Source organism: Lacrimispora sp. (assembly GCF_032078915.1).
Taxonomy (GTDB): Bacteria; Bacillota; Clostridia; order Lachnospirales; family Lachnospiraceae; genus Lacrimispora.
Window position 1 is genome coordinate 1 of record NZ_DAMAUN010000007.1, and the last position, 17,183, is coordinate 17,183.

Below are 17,183 nucleotides of genomic sequence, written 5' to 3' on the forward strand. Positions count from 1 at the left end.
TATAAACTCTATCAGAGCCAGTTTTCCTAGGGCGTATCTGGAAACTGCTTATTTCAAGATGTGCGCATACTTTGTGGGAGATTTGTTCCAATCGAAGGTGCTGCAGTTCACTGTACCAGCTGAATCAGGGATAAATATACCACAAAGTAGGGCGTGTGGATTAAGGAAATGAGCTTTCAAAAATACCATGGTTTGGAAAAAGGATTGACCGGACGGTCGAAATGCAATAGAATAGAAGGCGAGGTGATATAAGATGACAGAAGGAGCATTGGTTTTAGAGGGGGGGTCCCTAAGGGGCGTATTTACGGCCGGGGTTTTGGATGTATTCATGGAACAGGGGATAGAGATGTCCTATGTGAACGGAGTATCAGCCGGCTCTATGTGCGGCATGAGCTATGTAAGCAAACAGATCGGCCGTACCATTAAAGTGGATTTGGATTATGTCAATGATAAACGGTTTTTAAGCTTTCGGAATATGGTAAAAAACCGTTCCATTTTTAATTTTGATTTCCTGTTTGGGGAATTGTGCGATACACTGGTTCCCTTTGATTATGATACTTTTTCGAAGTCCCAGCAGACCTTTGAGGTGGTTGCCACCCGCTGTAAGACAGGGAAACCGGAGTATTTTGAAAAAAGTTCCTGCGATGATTTTATCAGCGCTATAAAGGCTTCCAGCAGTCTTCCTATTTTATCCAGCATGATCCCGATAAATGGAAAAAAGTATCTGGATGGAGGCTGCTCCATGTCCATTGCATATCAGAGAGCCATTGATCTGGGGTATGATAAGATCGTTGTGATTCTCACCAGGGAGCACGGATATCGGAAACCTCAGCTTGACAAGTGGACGAAAAAAGGTTATGAACGCTATTTCGCCCCCCTGCCTGAGCTTATGAAGGTGTTAAATGAGGTCCCGGACCGGTATAACCGGATGCAGGAGGAGATTGACCGTCTGGAAGAAGAGGGTAGGATCTATGTTATCCGTCCGGATAAGCACGTTACAGTTCAGAGAACTGAAAAAGATAAGCGAAAGCTGGAGGCTCTGTACGGAGATGGGCGGCGTCTGGCGGAAGAGCATATGGGGAAGCTGAAAAAGTATTTGGAGATTGAAGAGTGAGAATGAAAGAGAAACACCTTGCAGGCATACCTTTATGCCCTTGAAAGAAGGGCAGTAAAGTGGGAACACCTTACAGGCATACCTTTGTGCCCTGAATAGACGGGCATAAAAGAGGAAACACCTTACAGGCATACCTTTGTGCCCTGGGAAGATGGGTATGAAAGAGGAAACACCTTACAGGCATACCTTTATGCCCTGGGAAGATGGGCATGAAAGAGGAAAGGAAAGTACGGTATAATTTATGAGCATTTATGATACATTGAATCCAATGCAAAAGGAAGCGGTACTCCATACGGACGGACCGCTTCTTGTGCTGGCAGGAGCCGGGTCCGGTAAGACCAGGGTTCTTACACACCGCATTGCCTATTTAATAGAAGAGAAAAGCATCAATCCATGGAATATCCTGGCCATCACATTTACCAATAAAGCGGCGGGTGAGATGCGGGAGCGTGTAGACCGTCTGGTGGGCTTTGGTGCGGACAGCATCTGGGTATCCACCTTTCATTCATCCTGTGTGCGAATTCTCAGGCGGCATATTGAAAGCCTTGGTTATACGACGAATTTTACCATATATGATTCCGATGACCAGAAAACTCTTATGCGCCATGTGCTAAAGGGCCTTGATATGGATCCCAAGATCTATAAGGACCGGGCGATGCTTGGATTTATTTCTACGGCAAAGAACGAGCTTGTGACGGCCCAGGAATTTGAACTGAATGCCGGCGGTGATTTCAGGCAGAAAAAAGTGGCGCAGATTTATAAAGAATATCAGAGCCAGCTAAAAAAGAACAATGCCCTGGATTTTGATGATTTAATCATGAAAACCGTGCAGCTGTTCCAGAACAATCCGGAAATCCTGGATTATTATCAGGAACGTTTTAAATACATTATGGTGGATGAGTACCAGGATACCAATACGGCCCAGTTTAAGCTTATAAGCCTGCTGGCAGGAAAATACAGGAATCTCTGTGTTGTTGGAGATGACGACCAGTCCATCTATAAATTCCGCGGCGCTAACATTGAAAATATCCTAAACTTTGAAAAGGCTTATCCTGGAGCAAAGGTGATTAAGCTGGAACAGAACTACCGGTCCAGCCAGAGCATTTTAAATGCAGCCAATGAGGTGATCCGCCATAACAGGGGGCGAAAGGATAAAACCCTGTGGACCGCCAATGACGAAGGCCCTCTGGTACAGTTTAAGCAGTTTGATAACGCTTCGGAAGAGGCAGATGCCATTGTGCGGGATATTTTAAACAGTTCTTCTGACTACCAGGACTGTGCTGTCCTTTACAGGACCAATGCCCAGTCCCGTCTGATTGAAGAAAAATGCCTTCAACATAATGTTCCGTACCGTATGGTGGGAGGCGTGAATTTCTATCAGAGAAAAGAGATTAAGGATATCCTGTCCTATTTAAAGACCATTGCCAACGCACAGGATGACTTAGCCTCTTTAAGAATCATCAATGTGCCTAAGCGGGGAATTGGAGCGACCAGTCTGGGAAAAGTGCAGGCTTTTGCTTCTGAACATGGATTTTCCATTTATGATGCTTTTTGCCGTGCAAAGGCTGTGCCGGGACTTGGAAAAACGGCGGAGAAGGTTCTTAAATTTACGGAACAGATCGAGGATTTCCGGGGAAGGCTTGAAGAAGAAACGTATTCTATCCATGAACTGATCGAAGATGTCCTTGATGAAACCGGCTATCAGAAGGAATTAGAGGCAGAAGGTGAAATCGAGTACCAGACACGTCTGGAAAATATAGAAGAGTTGATCAATAAGGCTGTCAGCTTTGAAGGAGAGCATGAAAACCCCAACTTAAGTGAGTTTTTGGAAGAGGTGGCTTTGGTAGCTGATGTGGACCGGATGGATGATTCGGAAAACAGAGTAACCCTTATGACCCTGCACAGCGCCAAAGGACTTGAGTTTCCAAGAGTGTATTTAAGCGGCATGGAAGACGGACTGTTCCCAAGCATGATGTCCATTTCTTCAGATGATAAGGAAGATGTGGAAGAAGAGCGCCGGCTTTGCTATGTGGGAATCACCAGAGCACAGAATTTCCTGATGATGACAGCGGCGAGACAGCGTATGGTCAATGGAGAAACCAGATATTCCAAGGTCAGCCGCTTCATAGATGAAATTCCTGATACGCTTTTGGATTCGAGTAAGCTGGAACCAAGACTGTCTGCCTCTCGTACGCCTGATTACGATGACAGCGGTCTCCCATGGGGAAAAGCGAAGTCATCCGGCCGGACGGCGGGTGTCAGCAGTTTTGGACCTGGAAACAACTCATATGCATCAAAAACCGCGACGCCTGTGTCAACCCCTGGTTTTGGCAAAGCATTTACCGTAGAAAAATCAGCTTCTTTAAATTATAAAGAAGGGGACCGGGTCAGCCATGTGAAGTTTGGGGAAGGCGAGGTATTGGAAATCAAGGACGGCGGAAGGGATTTTGAAGTCACAGTCCAGTTTGATCAGGCAGGCATCAAAAAAATGTTTGCTTCCTTTGCCAAGCTGAAACTTGTACGAGTTTGATTTAAAAATACATAATTTATTAAAAAAAAGCAAAAATGATAGTAAAAGAATCAATATAATGGTATAATAACTGCGACAGGCAGAGAGACTAAAACTTAGCCGGAAGATATGAAGGAAATGCCTTTAAGCATTCCTTTACACCCAATCAAGTGTGGTGGGTTCTGCCCTGAAAAATGGGCATAAAATAGCAAGGCTCTCAGAAAGGACGTGGAGTTATGAACAGATTTGATGCAATGAGTAAAGAGGCCATGAGTAAGCTGGAAGATCTTATGAGCTCAAGCAGAGTAAATGAATTGCTTCATAGAAGGGAACAGGAAGAAAAGAAGAAAAACTGTATCCTCTGGATACTGGCTATCATAGGTGCAGTGGCGGCGGTGGCAGGAATTGCTTATACCGTATACCGTTTCTTCACACCGGACTATTTAGAAGATTTCGAAGACGATTTTGATGATGATTTCGACGATGATTTCTTTGAAGATGATAAACCGGGTGAAGGTTCTGAAGAGTAGGATCGGCATTATAAAGAGAGAGCGTGCCTCAGATAGTGAGACACGCTTTTTTGCTCGATCGGAATTAGAAAAAGTCATATAGCCTGCAGCATTCGCCAGATGCAGAAATGTAAGTATTCCTGCGTCCGGCTTGTTGCCTGCAGTAATAAAGATAGAAGAGGAGTACGCATAGTGAAAAAGGGTGAGATATACGAAGGTACGATTGGAAGATTTGATTTTCCTGACAAGGGAATCATTGAACTTCCGGAGGGGAAAATTACGGTAAAGCATGCACTTCCCGGCCAGAAGGTCCGGGTTATGATAAACAAAAAAAGAGGAGGTCGCTGTGAGGGGCGGATTCTTGAGGTATTGGAGCATTCAAGCCTGGAATCGGCAGAGAATCCATGTACTCATTTCGGAAGCTGCGGGGGCTGCGTTTATCAGACAATTCCCTATGCAAAGCAGCTTAAGATCAAAGAGCAGCAGGTAAAGGCCCTTATTGACGGAGTCTGTGAGGATTATGAATTTGAAGGGATACGGCCAAGCCCTGTGGAAGCAGAATACCGGAATAAGATGGAATTTTCCTTTGGGGATGAATATAAGGATGGCCCTCTTGCTTTAGGAATGCATAAGAGGGGAAGTTTTTATGACGTGGTGACTACTACAGAATGTAAGATTGTCAATCCGGATTTTTGTGACATCCTAAAGGCAGTAAAGGAGTATTTCGAACAATTGGGAACCGGTTTTTATAAGAAGATGCAGCATACGGGATATCTGCGTCATCTTTTGGTGCGCCGGGCTGTAAAGACCGGTGAGATCCTGGTGGCCCTGGTTACCACAACGCAGGAAGAGGTGGATTTGAAGCCACTTACGGATCTGTTGCTGGGGCTTTCTTTAAATGGGAAGATCGTGGGTATTCTCCATATTTTAAATGATAGTCTGGCAGATGTGGTTAAGAGTGACAGGACAGATATTTTATATGGACAGGATTATTTTTATGAGGAGCTTTTAGGGCTGAAGTTTAAAATCTCCCCGTTTTCTTTTTTCCAGACCAATTCTCTTGGGGCGGAAGTTTTGTATGAGACGGTCAGAGGATATGTGGGGGAGACTAAGGATAAGGTGGTCTTTGATTTGTATAGCGGAACTGGTACGATAGCTCAGATCATAGCTCCGGTTGCCAAAAAGGTGGTGGGTGTGGAAATTGTTAAAGAGGCGGTGGAAGCGGCAAGAGAGAATGCAAGGCTGAATGGTCTTGAGAATTGTGAATTTATTGATGGGGATGTGCTTAAGATTATTGATGAGTTGAAAGATAAGCCGGATTTGATTATTTTGGATCCGCCTAGAGATGGGATTCATCCTAAGGCGTTGGGGAAGATTATTGATTTTGGCGTGGATCGGATGGTTTATGTTTCTTGTAAACCAACTAGTTTGGCTAGGGATTTGGTTGTTCTTCAAGAGAGAGGGTATCGGGTGGAGAAGGTTTGTTGTGTGGATATGTTTCCTTCGACGGCGAACGTTGAGTGCGTGGTTCTGATGCAGAATTGTGGTTTGCAAAGCAAAAAGTAGGGATTGACCACAAGATATAGTGGTTTGAGAGCAAAAAAAGGGCTAAAATCAGGGCAAAAAATGCACGATTTTTAGCCCCTTTTTAAGCGAAAAATACTGATGCAGAACGATACTTTACAGATATGCCCCTCAAAATGACGCAGAAATAATTTTGAAATATAAAATATCTCAGAAGAGAGATATAATAGAAAAATGGATAGAGCCGGAGAATGAAGTGCGATTAAAGCACTCTGATTCTCCGGCCTTTTTTATTTTCAGAAAGGAGGAACCTATGTTAATCAGCTAAATAAATTGAAGGGTGTGAATTTCAAATGTTTATATGGGATTTCGTTCTTGGTAGCGTTATGGATCAGATCATAGAATTATAAGTTGGATAGTGGAATGACAATGATGTAAAGGAGAGTAGAAGATATGAAAACGATAAGTATCGAAAACGACATTATTGTCTATTATGACAAGCGTGTTGGTAAGGTGATAGATGGACAGGCTGTGGTTGATCCCAGATTTGAGGGAAATGAACTAAATGAATTTTTCAATAAACAGAGTAACATCCAGGGGGTCAAATGGATGGAGGGGATGTTTGATCAGCTGGCAAGCGATTCGAAAGATAACTGTGAAAAACAAGCATTGAAAAATTGTCGTGTCTGGCAGCTTCATCCAGACGCAGACATCCGGATGAAATTTTTTGGCTACGACGAAGTATGCCGGCGGTTTGGTCCGCCTGATCCAGCCAATTACCAGCAAGTGTATGATGGCGCAGTGGAAACAAATAATCTGGAGGCTCTTTATACCAAATTCAATATCGACCATCCACTCGGTTATTCCGGACATTCCCTCTCGGTGAGCGATGTGCTTGAATTATATGATGAATTCGGCAGTACCTTTTACTTTGTTGACCACTGTGGTTTCAAACAAATGGATTTTGAACCGACCGAACAGTCGATTACGCAAGGCCCTACAATGCAGTTTTAGCAAGTAACAAATTTATGAATCGGACACTCATCTTCAATCGCCCAAACCAACTTGGTTTTTTGACTTTATCCCCAGTATCTCCACTACAGAGGAGTATAGCAGGTACATTATTTGTACTCTGGCCATTATGATATTGATGAATAATATAGAAAACTTCATTGATTTCAAGGGATATGGAGAATAGCGTATAGCAGCAGATTATGGCCAATTTACTGACAACAGATATATTAGTTTTCATGGCCTTATTTCCGTTAAAGAAGTAATGGTCGGAACTGAAACTGAGCGTATGGATATAGGGGCTGGGAGAAATACAGCTATGATTATTTACTAATATTGGAACCAATTATTAAACCGGAGAATTGAGGTACAGAAATGCACTTCTATTTTCCGGTTTTTTGTTTTCCAGAAAGGAACAAATTATGTTAGTTCACTATAAAAAGAATAAGAAACAGGCCTGTTATGATTCAGATGTCCTCATTACAACTGAAAGAATCCTTCCCGATAAGCGGTCTCATGGTCCATTCAAAAGCTGTGGCGACTGTCCATATCCATCTCCTGGATTCATCTGCCATACATCTGAAGGAAACTGTCTCAGAACTGAAATGGAGAAAATCCATCGAAAAAATAAAATGGAGGAAAAACCATGTTAGAAATAAAGTTAAAAAAATATGATTCCCTTTCTCAAAGTGCAATTATCCTTAAATTTCCTGCATCTGAACCAGATTTGCAGAAAGCGATGAATGAGATTGGTGTTGGTATCACAATTGAAAAGCAGTGCATGGTTGACGCTGTGAGGAATGATGATGGAGGACTGCAGGCCCTGGTAGGAACAGTGGTTAATGTTGACGAAATTCAATACCTTGCTAAGAGAATGGACAGTTTTGATAAGATTGAGCTGAAGACCTTTTATGCGGTAGCAAGGCAGGAAAAGTTGGCTGCAGTTAAGGATCTCATTAATCTCACTTTCAATCTTCAATGTTATTCCCTAATTTCTGATTTCGCTGATGTATCTGCTATCGGAAAGAGATATGAGTTGGATCGCCGGTCAGCGATGACAGTTGAAGAAATGAGGACTATGGATTTTGCAGCTATAGGTAAAGATCTCCTTGATAGCAATAAAGGGATTGTTACACCCTATGGGGTTTTGTATTCCACTGGCAATACACCTGAGCAGGTATATAATGGTGAGCAGTTCCCCGAATATTACTGGAGAGGTGATGAAATGGCAACTGTTATCCTGGAATCAGGTGATTACCAAAGCGGTATTAAATATGAATATCTGTATCTGCCATGTTATGAAGTGGAGGTTGAAAAGGCATTAAATCGGTTGGGAGTAAAATCCCTTCATTCTTGTGCCACCCATCTGATTTGTGAGGACATGAGTGAGCAGCTTTATGAGTTTTTTACAGAAGAATTCCCTCTTTCGGAGAACCTTTATACGTTAAATAAACTGGCGAAGAGCTATGCAGGGTTTGATGAATCGTCTCGGAACACCTTTCATGATATTGTTGATATGATCCATCCAAAAACACCAGAGGATGTGATTTTACTGGCAGATAATTTTCATGAATTTACTGTTGTGCCTGGACTAAGAACGCCAGAAGAATACGGTAGGTATATGATTATAAAGTCTGGTAACTATACGTTTGATGAAAGCTTGGAAGAATTTATTGATTTCAAAAAGTATGGTGAACAGCGTATTCAGAAAGAAAAAGGGGTATTTACCGATTATGGCTACATTGCATACAATGGATTTTCACCTGCTGTGGAGACACTGCTTGAACGTAATAATTCACGGAATATGGAGATGGGGGGAATGAATCTGTGACTGTGATTTATCTGGCAAGATTCAGTAGCCATGAGAAGGTATGTCTATCACTGCCGGCTAGTCCAGGAGAGATTGGAGAGGCGTGGGGAGCATTGGATCATATCAGTGATAACGTTGCTTCTACCTACATTGCAGAAGTGGACTGCGATGTGATCGGGATTGAACAATACTTGAAATGTGTAGACATAAATGATCCGGAACAGCTTAAAAAGATGAACCGTATAGCAGGAATCATTGAAAGTTTAGATAATGATAAGTGTTATATATTTGAAGGCGCCTTAAACATCGAGGATGTGAGCAGTTTGGATGATGTAATCAACATTGGAGAAACATTAGATCAGTATATTTTGATTCCTGCCTCTACTGCCTATATGCTGGGTATTTTTCTTGTTCAATCTGATATAGTGCATTTTGATAAGAATGTCATACCCTATCTGGACCATTCATGTATAGGCACAGAGTTTGATTCCAATCACGGAGGAGCTTATACGTCAGGCGGCTATACAGTTAGGCGTGATTGTGTAGAACCGGCATTGATTGACGCTGTTAAAGTTTATGAAAAAAAACCATATGAAATGCAAATGGGCTAACTAATTTTCCTCCACGTATTATGGCCTGTATAGCAAGAGTTTGTATTGATTGAGTATATAGGATACTTGTTTGCTTTATGAGGGATTTGCTTATCTAGTAGTTTTGAATATACAGGAAGGAGAACAATGGATCAAAAAGAATGGGAGAGCTGGCTGGCTGTTACAACAAGTAGCACCCATAAATGGGTGGAGGACAGTATATTTCGCCTTAACGGACGGGGTGTCATGTATTACACAGGCGGAAAAGATGGTGTTTATATGCAGATTTCAAAAGATGGTATATTGGAAATCGGGATTTATGAAGGTGCTTTGCCTCATATCGGCGAGGCATTTTTTTGTGTGATGAGAGAGGAAAAATGCTCTGATTTTAACGAAGCATTCCAAATGGCCTGCCAAATCGGTGGAAAGAAGTTTCTGATGGATTTATTTTCAACGGACCAAGTGCCCCAGGACTTGATAGAAAATGACAGCATACAGAAAGATGATTTCAGTATGTATATGTAGCCGAAGTAAAAACCTGTAAATAGAAAATGAGGGATGTAAGAGATGAATGAAATAACAGTAAATGATGTCAGTAAGATGACCAATATAGAAGGTCTCGTACTTCAGGGTTGCGGCGGTGATCCTCAGGAATGGATTGACGGTATCAATAAACTTCTAACTGAACAGGGTATATTGCTAAAGGGAGATACATTCAAAGAAGTGTCCTGTTTTAAACATGATGGTCTCACAAACTTGATTTTTCATATGGACAGTGTCGAGTTGGACCTCGGAAAGCTTGCGATATGGAGGCTCCAAACCAATGAACAGTTTGGCGGGATGTGGTTATCGGACTATTTACACAATCGTCTGGGAGTCCTCCCTGATCAGAAATTGGAAACGGAAAAACCGGATTGCCCAATTATTGGTGCCGATGGGAATATCTTCAACCTGATGGGGATTGCTTCCCGGACTTTGCGGGAACATGGCAAGGAAAAAGAAGCAGAAGAAATGTGTTCACGCATAAAAGAGAGTGGCAGCTTTATTGTAGCTCTTTCAGTGCTTATGGATTATATAAATCCTGTCGGTATTGATGAACAGAATAAAGAGATGGGCATGGAAGCAGGTATGTAAAGCGTGCTATTTTTGCACATTATCTCATTCAAATCTGCAAGGAGAATTAATTATGAAGAATAGGGAAATAGGGGAAATGCTTGACCGCAACAATCTAATCAGAGGCTATGTTTATCCCAGTGAAGGTGGCCGGCATGATTACTGGTTTGATCATTCGCCTACCAATATCGCCAATTTTATCATGCAGAATAAGGCTGCCCGGAAGATGATTCTTACTGATAAATATGATAATTTTATTCTGGATACAATCGGTGAGTTTATTGACCGCTGCCCTGATCAGGTACTTTTAAAGGAAGTACTTCCACACCTCATTCCAATGCAAATGGGGAAAGTAGAACCACAAAAGATTCCTGTTGCAACAGATGAGGAGGTAAGCATGTATCATGAACAGAAGAGTGATATGGGTATGGAATATGGCATGTAGGCAGGTTAAAAACAGTTTGTCAGAAAGGAGCATATACTATGTGTGATAATCCCGGAGATGAAAAACGGGGAGATATTTCCCCTCTTACAGAAACTAATGGGAAACATGTGAACGAATCCCTGCCCGGTAATCCTAAATTTACCTTCCGTCCTGCTTTGTCAGAAGAAGCAGGGCTTTTTTATGCACTTACAAAGGAAAGGGATATGGAGCTGGGAACGATTGGCCATGTGCGGATTGATTTCGGAAGTGGTGGAAAAGAGTTCTGGCATACATGGTGGCCTCGTGGAAAAGAAGATTTAAACAGTCCCTTGTTTAGAGAAGAATTGGAGGAGCTGGTCAAAGAATTGAGGGAAAACGGTCCTTTAAAAGATTTAAATGCTATGTACAATTACTGTGCCAATCATAATGGTGCGATTCCAGGGGGCTGGAGGCAGAATTACGGATTTGTTATGGAAACTAAAAACTATCGGTATTATCTGCGGTGTAGTCCAGGACGAGGTGATTATCACGCATATCTGACTGCATTTGATCTGCGTGTTCAGAAGATGAATATGAAACAATCCAATCCTGAGCAGGAATTTGGACTCACCGAGACAGGAAAGCAAATGCTCCAAAATGCTGCAGATCATACAAGGTCCCATAACTACAGCTGGTTTGTGTTTCAGGATTATAATACACCAGGTGAGAAAGTTGACAGAGGCCTTACACTTCCAGAAGCTATCCGAATCTATAATGATATAAATAGCAATAACAAGCGTTTGGGTGTGATGAAAGATGAAGTTGCAGCAGTGGATCTTATTATCACCTTAGATGGAAAACAGCATTTCTTAAAGGATTATGTTTTCCTCGCAAGTTTTTCTTCCGATCCTGTCATTGCCCAGGCGGTTGAAACACTAAAGAATGAAATCGTTGAACAGGTACCTGACGAAAGTATGGGGCTGGGAGAGCAAATGTTATAGCATAAACCGGATGCGGTAAGCTTCGGTTAAAAGTAGCTGCCAGAAATCAGAAAGATAGGAGGCTTGGAAGAATGAAATATAATTCAAATGAAGCAGAACTTATGCGGAAGAAATATTCACCAGGAACCCGTATGAAATTAATAGCAATGAATGATCCTTATGATCCTGTACCGCCTGGTACAGAGGGGACTCTTGATTTTATTGATGATGCCTGCCAGATGCACATGAAATGGGATAATGGACGTACTCTGGCACTCATACCCGGAGAAGACCGCTTTTCAATTGTTTTGCCTCCCTTACAGACGCTTAGGCTATATATGCCATTGACCGTTAATGCCCGTATGCGTAACGAATATGGTGATCTCGAAAATGACCTGACAGAACTTCATGCTGATCATGTTCTAAAATATGAGGATATAATTGCTTCGGAACTCCTTAGTGAACAATTACCAGAGGAAGCGGAGCGGGGGCTTATGGTCTATTACAGCGAAGATGACAGTGTAAACCGTAAAGTGAAGTCTTATGTCTTTAAGGTGGAGCGGGTAGCAAACCAACTGATGGGCGTGGCAGAATGCCAGGTTTATGGTGAATTGTCTGAGAAAGAACTGGAACAGCTTAAGGAAGAAGTTTCTAATCAGGCAGCGGATGGATTAGGAAAAGGAGTAGAGCAGCGGCCTATTAAAACGCAAGAAGGGGAAATGTATGTCAGTCTGTGGAACAGTGGAAAAAGCTGGAGCCTTTTAACACAGGAAGAAATGGAACGAAATATGCAGATAGGAGGTATGAAGCTTGAGTAAAGGCAGAGAAGTAAACAGACTGCCCCAGAAGTGCTATGCGGTTCTTCCCTATGATGGAAGACTTGTTACTATTACCCAGGGAATACCAGGATATATAAGATCTCCTCTGGATAGTGGTGACCGGTATAAAAATCGAATCATTGCAGACGGGAAAAACGATGGACTCGGCGGCGTTACATCCACAGATGAAAAAAACAATGATAAAAGGAGCTTTTTTCGGTTGGGAAATTGTAAATGCCGTGGTTGGAAGATCTGAAACACCAGATTGGATATTCCAGGTTGAGATCAGCCGTCCAGGTTTATTTGGAACCAATACAGCCACCATTGTCCTCCTGCCCGCTACCCCTTACGAGTTAGCAGATGCACTGGAAAAGGCCCGTTTAACCGATGGGAACGTCATATATTCCTCAGAGGTATGTGGCTGCAAATTGGAGTATCTTCCAAAGTATATCAGCCCGAGCGTTAACATTTATGAACTGAATCATTTGGCCCAACGGCTGAAAATCCTTCAACAATGGGAACTGGACTGCTTCGAGGGTATGGTCAGGATGGAGGCTATTCGGACAGAAAATAAACCAGTTGATGTGGAACGGCTTATCAATATGACTCATAGCATGCAGGATTGCCGAGTCCTGTACAATATATATGATGACCAGGCCCTTGGACAGTTTTATATGGATAACGACTTTATTTCTGAATTGACAGATTTGCCTGATAAAATCTTCTCCTGGTTGGACAATGAAAAAATAGGAAAGGAGATGCATGAGGAGGAAAGGGGCATATTTACCTCTAGTGGTTATGTTGTACAAGATGCTGAGATTATCCAGATTTACAAAAGTGGAGATGCTATTCCCTGCTATATGCCTGGCTACACAGTGCTGATTAAAATTAAGAGTGAGAGTGAAAATGATTTACGGATTGATAATCCGGTGTCAATTCTGGGACTTCCTGCCAGTGATGAAGAACTGCTTCAGGCAGTGAAAAAATCTGGTGCTGCATCACTGGAGGAATGTATGCTTATAGCTGTGGATTGCATTATTCCCTTGCTGACAGAGGAGATTAATCATCATTTTGAAGAAACAGATGGCAGCAGTTACAATCTTGTTAACGAACTTTCGGAAAAACTGAAGGAATTGAATGAAGCGGGCGATTTACTTACCTACAAAGCAATACTGGAGACATGCCAGGAAAATGTTTCTCTTAAGGAGGCACTCGAACTTGCCTCCTGGACGAAGGAGTTTTCTTTGATGAAGGAACTTGCAACTCCTGTAGACTATGCACGGCTGGAACTTGAAAAGATTCCGGTTCCTTTAAGGGAAGAACTGCTTAAATGTACGGATTTATATTGTTATGGAGAGAAACTCATGGAGCATAAGGGCGCTTTTGCAACAGAATATGGAATACTTGTCTCCCATAATGGACAAACCGTAAAGCAATGTCTTGATTGCCCCGAACAGAGCATGAGAATGGGATAGAGGTGAATTAAAAAATGGAGAATAAGAACTTACAGGCTGAATTTATTGATAAGGTAAATGCACTTCTTCCTTCCATAGATTTCTTAAAGCTTGATAAATCCTGTAATTCCAATGATGATGGATATGCAAAGGAAATCTTGAAAAAGTTACATGATGCATTTATTGAAGCCTACCACACAGATAACCTGGAGGAAGGCAGTTATGACTTTGTAGAACTACCTGCTGTCATAAGGGGGCGCAATACAGGGCATATCGGACTTGGAATTGTAACGCTTGATTTAGAGGCTTCAGGAGAGCACTGGGGAACCTTCTTTTTTTCACCCAAAGGTGTGATTGATCAGGGCGGCAGTAAAATGGACCCTGGTGAATTCCAATATTTATCAAATGTGTATATTCCATATGATTACTGGTATACCGTTTCTCTTGAATGTGACATTCATACCGATTTTACCTGTGTTCCCCAAAAGGTTTCTGAAATGCTGGAACACTGCCATAACAATCAGCAGGAAGAAAAACAGACTCCCACCCGATTGGCTGGAACGATTGAAATGAGGTGAGTCTTATGAAAAGATACCCTTATCCCTATCCATGGAGGGAACTTCCAGGTGGAATAGAGGAAAAAGCATTCCTTTATATGCGGTTTGCTGAAATGTCAGTGAAAGAAAAATATCTTGTGGAAGGAGCTTCGCAGCTTGTATCTATCAATACCGCTGCAGATCTAATCAATTTGACTGAGCAGCTGGATCAATTTAATTTTTACTATGGAGCAACAGATGATGCATCCCTTGGCGAATATGAGGCCAGATATCAGGCAAATGTCAAAGACGATCAGCTGCCGTTCCTTGATCTTGGACGCTGGGGCATGGATTTGAGAGAGAAAAGCGGAGGTGTTTTTGTATCCGGTGGATTCGTTGAGCAGAGATCTCCCGACCATATGGTTTATGATGGTGAAAATCTTGGCAGCCTGACAGGATTTCATGCAAGTGTACGGCTGAAGGTATCTTCCTGCAACTGTCCGGCAGGCATATGGATAAGACTTCCTGACTACGAAGGTTTTACACAGGAACCAGATGAATTAAAAATTGCAATGGCTGAACTGGGAATTAATAAATGGGATCAGGCCCTGCTCCTGGAAGCTAAATGCTGTTTCGGGAATATAACTGAGATAGAAGATCAGTACAATTCCCTTGAACAGCTTATTTCAGATGGCGGTAACCTCGGTTATATTCTTGAGGAACGTAATCAGGAGATGATTTGCTTAGAAGAAAGGTTTCAAGCAGCCATGGAACTGGAAGGATGTAACCGGCTTGATGAGGCTCTGGATATCTCGCAAAATCTTCATTGCTATGATTTTATCCCCCTTGAGAAACATTGGGAAAAGTTTGGGATGGATCTGGTCCGGAAAAGAAAGATTATCAATCCTGATTCTGTCATGAATTCATATTTTGATTATGCTGCATATTGCAGGAATGAAATTATGCAGGGTGGGTTACAGCAGGGTTGCCATGGCTATATTTCGAGAAATGACAAAGAGTTTGTATATCAATTTTCTAAACCATACAACCACCAACAGGGATTGTTTTTCCCTATATAATTTGTTCACTTGTGGTATAGCTATTTTCAAAAAGGTGTGGCATTGTGTTGTGCAGAAAGGAGGCGTGCATATGGATAAAGATCTCAAGGAACTGTTGGAACAAAGTATTGAAGAACGGTCACAAACCATTTTTTCACAGATACGCCAGTCTGCACCGGAATTGAATGCCAGGCTTGAAAAGGTTGCTGCGCTTAGCGAGGAGGTAGAGCATTGTATCAGAATCAGTGCAGAAACCAAAGAATTGATCCGCCAATTTATGTCCGAGTCTGCGGAGATAGATGCTGAATTCCAGAAGATCCTGTACATTCAGGGAGCCAGGGATTGTATCTCAATTCTTCGAGAACTGGGCGTTATAAAGTAAGGCGGATAAAGATCTGTCATGTTTCATAATGAAAAAGCAGGGCCATTTTCCCCAAAAGGGTAGCGGCCCTGCTTTTTTTGTGCCTTTTTTCGGAAAATGGCCTGGGAAAAGGAGACATTAGATGTTGGACACAGAAGTTATTTCATATATGAAAAGATTCCATCATGGAGAAAGTCAGGCCGCCCATAGCCGAAAGTTAGAAAAAGCGTTTGGCATCCGCAGCCGGGAACTTCGTGATGTCGTGAGCCGCCTGCGGGTAAAGGGGATTCCTATCTGCAGTTCTGATTATGGATATTTTTACGCAGCAGATGAGGAAGAACTCAACCGTACCATTCGGCAGCTTACCAGCCGGATATCAAAAATTGCACAGGCACGCGGTGGGCTGATATACGCCAGGAGCCTCTATTCAGATGATGGGCAGATATGTCTGGCGTTGGAGGGAGGTGATAATATTTGAACAGCTTTATGTCATGGATCGGGGGAAAAAAATCTCTGCGTGAGTTGATTGTCACTCTATTTCCCATTTATTACGAGAGATATATTGAAGTATTTGGCGGCGGTGGGTGGGTTTTGTTCCACAAATCTCCGGGCAATGATTTTGAGGTCTACAATGATTTTAACAGTTTGCTGACTAATCTTTATCGCTGTGTCAGAGAAAAACCGGATGAGCTTATGGAAACCTTACGGTATGTTCTTAATTCCCGGGAAGACTTTGACCAGACGCGGGAAGCCCTTGCCCGTGACAGCCCTGCAAGCAACGTGCAAAAAGCAGCGTATTTTTATCAGCTTATCCGCTACAGCTATGCTTCGGGCCTGACCAGTTTTGGCAGTCAGCCCCATGATATACGTTCCAATTTTCCGCTTATTGAACAGGCACATCGTAGGCTGGCCAAAGTTGTTATAGAAAATAAGGATTTTGAAAAACTTATCCGGCAGTATGACCGTCCAGTGAGCTTTTTTTATTGTGATCCTCCGTATTACGAAACCGAAGGCTATTACAAGAATGTAGGGGAGGACGGTTTTCGCAAAGAGGATCATATACGGCTCCGTGATGCATTGATGAAAATGGAAGGGAAATTCCTGTTGTCTTACAATGACTGCAGTTTTATTCGTGAACTGTATAACGCACCGGGTATTCAGATTGATGCCTATACCCGTATTAATAACATCAAACAACGGTATGACAATGGGGCGCAGTTTCCTGAGATTATTATTGCGAATTATGACATGCAGGAGAGGAGTAAAAATGCTCCAGCGCAGTTAAACCTTTTTGATCAGGAGGGTTTTATAGAATGAAGTCAGGAGAAGGTATGCTTTAAAAAGAGGTATTGGTAGTATATCGATTATCAGATGCATTAAAAAGGAGGAAGTT

General features: G+C 42.3%; 19 protein-coding genes. All 19 read left to right on the forward strand.

From position 1 onward, the window contains the following. The first annotated feature begins 253 nt into the window (after positions 1 to 253). The 19 genes from RT269_RS04330 to RT269_RS04420 all read left to right on the forward strand — a co-directional run bounded on the left by RT269_RS04330 (position 254) and on the right by RT269_RS04420 (position 17,107). Positions 254 to 1,114, forward strand: a complete 861-nt coding sequence (locus tag RT269_RS04330) for a patatin-like phospholipase family protein (RefSeq protein WP_313180758.1) — start codon at positions 254 to 256, stop codon at positions 1,112 to 1,114. A 241-nt stretch (positions 1,115 to 1,355) separates the two neighbouring features. After that, positions 1,356 to 3,644, forward strand: a complete 2,289-nt coding sequence (gene pcrA / locus RT269_RS04335) for a DNA helicase PcrA (RefSeq protein ID WP_313180759.1) — start codon at positions 1,356 to 1,358, stop codon at positions 3,642 to 3,644. 215 nt (positions 3,645 to 3,859) lie between these two features. Continuing rightward, positions 3,860 to 4,153, forward strand: a complete 294-nt coding sequence (locus RT269_RS04340) for a hypothetical protein (protein ID WP_054791834.1) — start codon at positions 3,860 to 3,862, stop codon at positions 4,151 to 4,153. Positions 4,154 to 4,324: 171 nt separating this feature from the next. After that, positions 4,325 to 5,698, forward strand: a complete 1,374-nt coding sequence (rlmD, locus tag RT269_RS04345; RefSeq protein WP_313180760.1) for a 23S rRNA (uracil(1939)-C(5))-methyltransferase RlmD — start codon at positions 4,325 to 4,327, stop codon at positions 5,696 to 5,698. A 411-nt stretch (positions 5,699 to 6,109) separates the two neighbouring features. Beyond that, on the forward strand, positions 6,110 to 6,670 hold the full coding sequence (locus tag RT269_RS04350; protein ID WP_313180761.1) for a YodL domain-containing protein: 561 nt from the start codon (positions 6,110 to 6,112) through the stop codon (positions 6,668 to 6,670). Between the two features lie 643 nt (positions 6,671 to 7,313). Then, positions 7,314 to 8,498: an antirestriction protein ArdA gene (locus RT269_RS04355; protein ID WP_313180763.1), complete on the forward strand. Its 1,185-nt coding sequence runs from the start codon at positions 7,314 to 7,316 to the stop codon at positions 8,496 to 8,498. Beyond that, positions 8,495 to 9,088, forward strand: a complete 594-nt coding sequence (locus RT269_RS04360; protein WP_313180764.1) for a hypothetical protein — start codon at positions 8,495 to 8,497, stop codon at positions 9,086 to 9,088. The genes RT269_RS04355 and RT269_RS04360 overlap by 4 nt, the downstream gene beginning before the upstream one ends. A 126-nt stretch (positions 9,089 to 9,214) precedes the next feature. Further along, positions 9,215 to 9,592, forward strand: a complete 378-nt coding sequence (locus RT269_RS04365) for a hypothetical protein (RefSeq protein WP_313180766.1) — start codon at positions 9,215 to 9,217, stop codon at positions 9,590 to 9,592. A 42-nt stretch (positions 9,593 to 9,634) separates the two neighbouring features. Next, positions 9,635 to 10,201: a hypothetical protein gene (locus RT269_RS04370; RefSeq protein ID WP_313180768.1), complete on the forward strand. Its 567-nt coding sequence runs from the start codon at positions 9,635 to 9,637 to the stop codon at positions 10,199 to 10,201. Between the two features lie 52 nt (positions 10,202 to 10,253). Beyond that, positions 10,254 to 10,625: a resolvase gene (locus tag RT269_RS04375; protein ID WP_313180769.1), complete on the forward strand. Its 372-nt coding sequence runs from the start codon at positions 10,254 to 10,256 to the stop codon at positions 10,623 to 10,625. Between the two features lie 38 nt (positions 10,626 to 10,663). Then, complete coding sequence (locus RT269_RS04380; protein ID WP_313180770.1) at positions 10,664 to 11,584, forward strand: hypothetical protein; 921 nt, start codon at positions 10,664 to 10,666, stop codon at positions 11,582 to 11,584. Positions 11,585 to 11,655: 71 nt separating this feature from the next. Next, a complete protein-coding gene (locus tag RT269_RS04385) occupies positions 11,656 to 12,381 on the forward strand; it encodes a DUF4314 domain-containing protein (protein WP_313180772.1) in 726 nt (241 codons plus the stop codon). After that, positions 12,374 to 12,637 (forward strand): hypothetical protein, encoded by a 264-nt coding sequence (locus RT269_RS04390; protein ID WP_313180774.1) that lies wholly within the window; start codon positions 12,374 to 12,376, stop codon positions 12,635 to 12,637. Before RT269_RS04385 ends, RT269_RS04390 begins: the two co-directional genes overlap by 8 nt. After that, positions 12,567 to 13,856, forward strand: coding sequence for an antirestriction protein ArdA (locus tag RT269_RS04395; RefSeq protein WP_313180775.1), 1,290 nt, complete (start codon positions 12,567 to 12,569; stop codon positions 13,854 to 13,856). The genes RT269_RS04390 and RT269_RS04395 overlap by 71 nt, the downstream gene beginning before the upstream one ends. A gap of 14 nt (positions 13,857 to 13,870) precedes the next feature. Further along, a complete protein-coding gene (locus tag RT269_RS04400; protein ID WP_313180777.1) occupies positions 13,871 to 14,413 on the forward strand; it encodes a hypothetical protein in 543 nt (180 codons plus the stop codon). A gap of 5 nt (positions 14,414 to 14,418) precedes the next feature. Then, complete coding sequence (locus RT269_RS04405; RefSeq protein WP_313180779.1) at positions 14,419 to 15,450, forward strand: hypothetical protein; 1,032 nt, start codon at positions 14,419 to 14,421, stop codon at positions 15,448 to 15,450. A gap of 70 nt (positions 15,451 to 15,520) precedes the next feature. After that, positions 15,521 to 15,811 carry a hypothetical protein gene (locus RT269_RS04410; protein WP_313180780.1) on the forward strand — a complete coding sequence of 97 codons (291 nt, stop codon included), beginning with the start codon at positions 15,521 to 15,523 and terminating at the stop codon, positions 15,809 to 15,811. A 121-nt stretch (positions 15,812 to 15,932) separates the two neighbouring features. Beyond that, complete coding sequence (locus RT269_RS04415; protein ID WP_313180782.1) at positions 15,933 to 16,268, forward strand: hypothetical protein; 336 nt, start codon at positions 15,933 to 15,935, stop codon at positions 16,266 to 16,268. Then, entirely contained in the window at positions 16,265 to 17,107 is an 843-nt protein-coding gene (locus RT269_RS04420; RefSeq protein WP_331664066.1) for a DNA adenine methylase, read from the forward strand. Before RT269_RS04415 ends, RT269_RS04420 begins: the two co-directional genes overlap by 4 nt. The last annotated feature ends 76 nt before the right edge of the window (positions 17,108 to 17,183 follow it).

Coding starts and splice junctions, on each gene's coding strand:
- RT269_RS04365 (WP_313180766.1), top strand. CDS start 9,215: ATGGATCAAAAAGAATGGGAGAGCTGGCTGGCTGTTACAACAAGTAGC.
- RT269_RS04375 (WP_313180769.1), top strand. CDS start 10,254: ATGAAGAATAGGGAAATAGGGGAAATGCTTGACCGCAACAATCTAATC.
- RT269_RS04330 (WP_313180758.1), top strand. CDS start 254: ATGACAGAAGGAGCATTGGTTTTAGAGGGGGGGTCCCTAAGGGGCGTA.
- RT269_RS04370 (WP_313180768.1), top strand. CDS start 9,635: ATGAATGAAATAACAGTAAATGATGTCAGTAAGATGACCAATATAGAA.
- RT269_RS04385 (WP_313180772.1), top strand. CDS start 11,656: ATGAAATATAATTCAAATGAAGCAGAACTTATGCGGAAGAAATATTCA.
- RT269_RS04395 (WP_313180775.1), top strand. CDS start 12,567: ATGAAAAAAACAATGATAAAAGGAGCTTTTTTCGGTTGGGAAATTGTA.
- RT269_RS04410 (WP_313180780.1), top strand. CDS start 15,521: ATGGATAAAGATCTCAAGGAACTGTTGGAACAAAGTATTGAAGAACGG.
- RT269_RS04340 (WP_054791834.1), top strand. CDS start 3,860: ATGAACAGATTTGATGCAATGAGTAAAGAGGCCATGAGTAAGCTGGAA.
- RT269_RS04355 (WP_313180763.1), top strand. CDS start 7,314: ATGTTAGAAATAAAGTTAAAAAAATATGATTCCCTTTCTCAAAGTGCA.
- RT269_RS04400 (WP_313180777.1), top strand. CDS start 13,871: ATGGAGAATAAGAACTTACAGGCTGAATTTATTGATAAGGTAAATGCA.
- RT269_RS04380 (WP_313180770.1), top strand. CDS start 10,664: ATGTGTGATAATCCCGGAGATGAAAAACGGGGAGATATTTCCCCTCTT.
- RT269_RS04415 (WP_313180782.1), top strand. CDS start 15,933: ATGTTGGACACAGAAGTTATTTCATATATGAAAAGATTCCATCATGGA.
- pcrA (WP_313180759.1), top strand. CDS start 1,356: ATGAGCATTTATGATACATTGAATCCAATGCAAAAGGAAGCGGTACTC.
- RT269_RS04405 (WP_313180779.1), top strand. CDS start 14,419: ATGAAAAGATACCCTTATCCCTATCCATGGAGGGAACTTCCAGGTGGA.
- RT269_RS04350 (WP_313180761.1), top strand. CDS start 6,110: ATGAAAACGATAAGTATCGAAAACGACATTATTGTCTATTATGACAAG.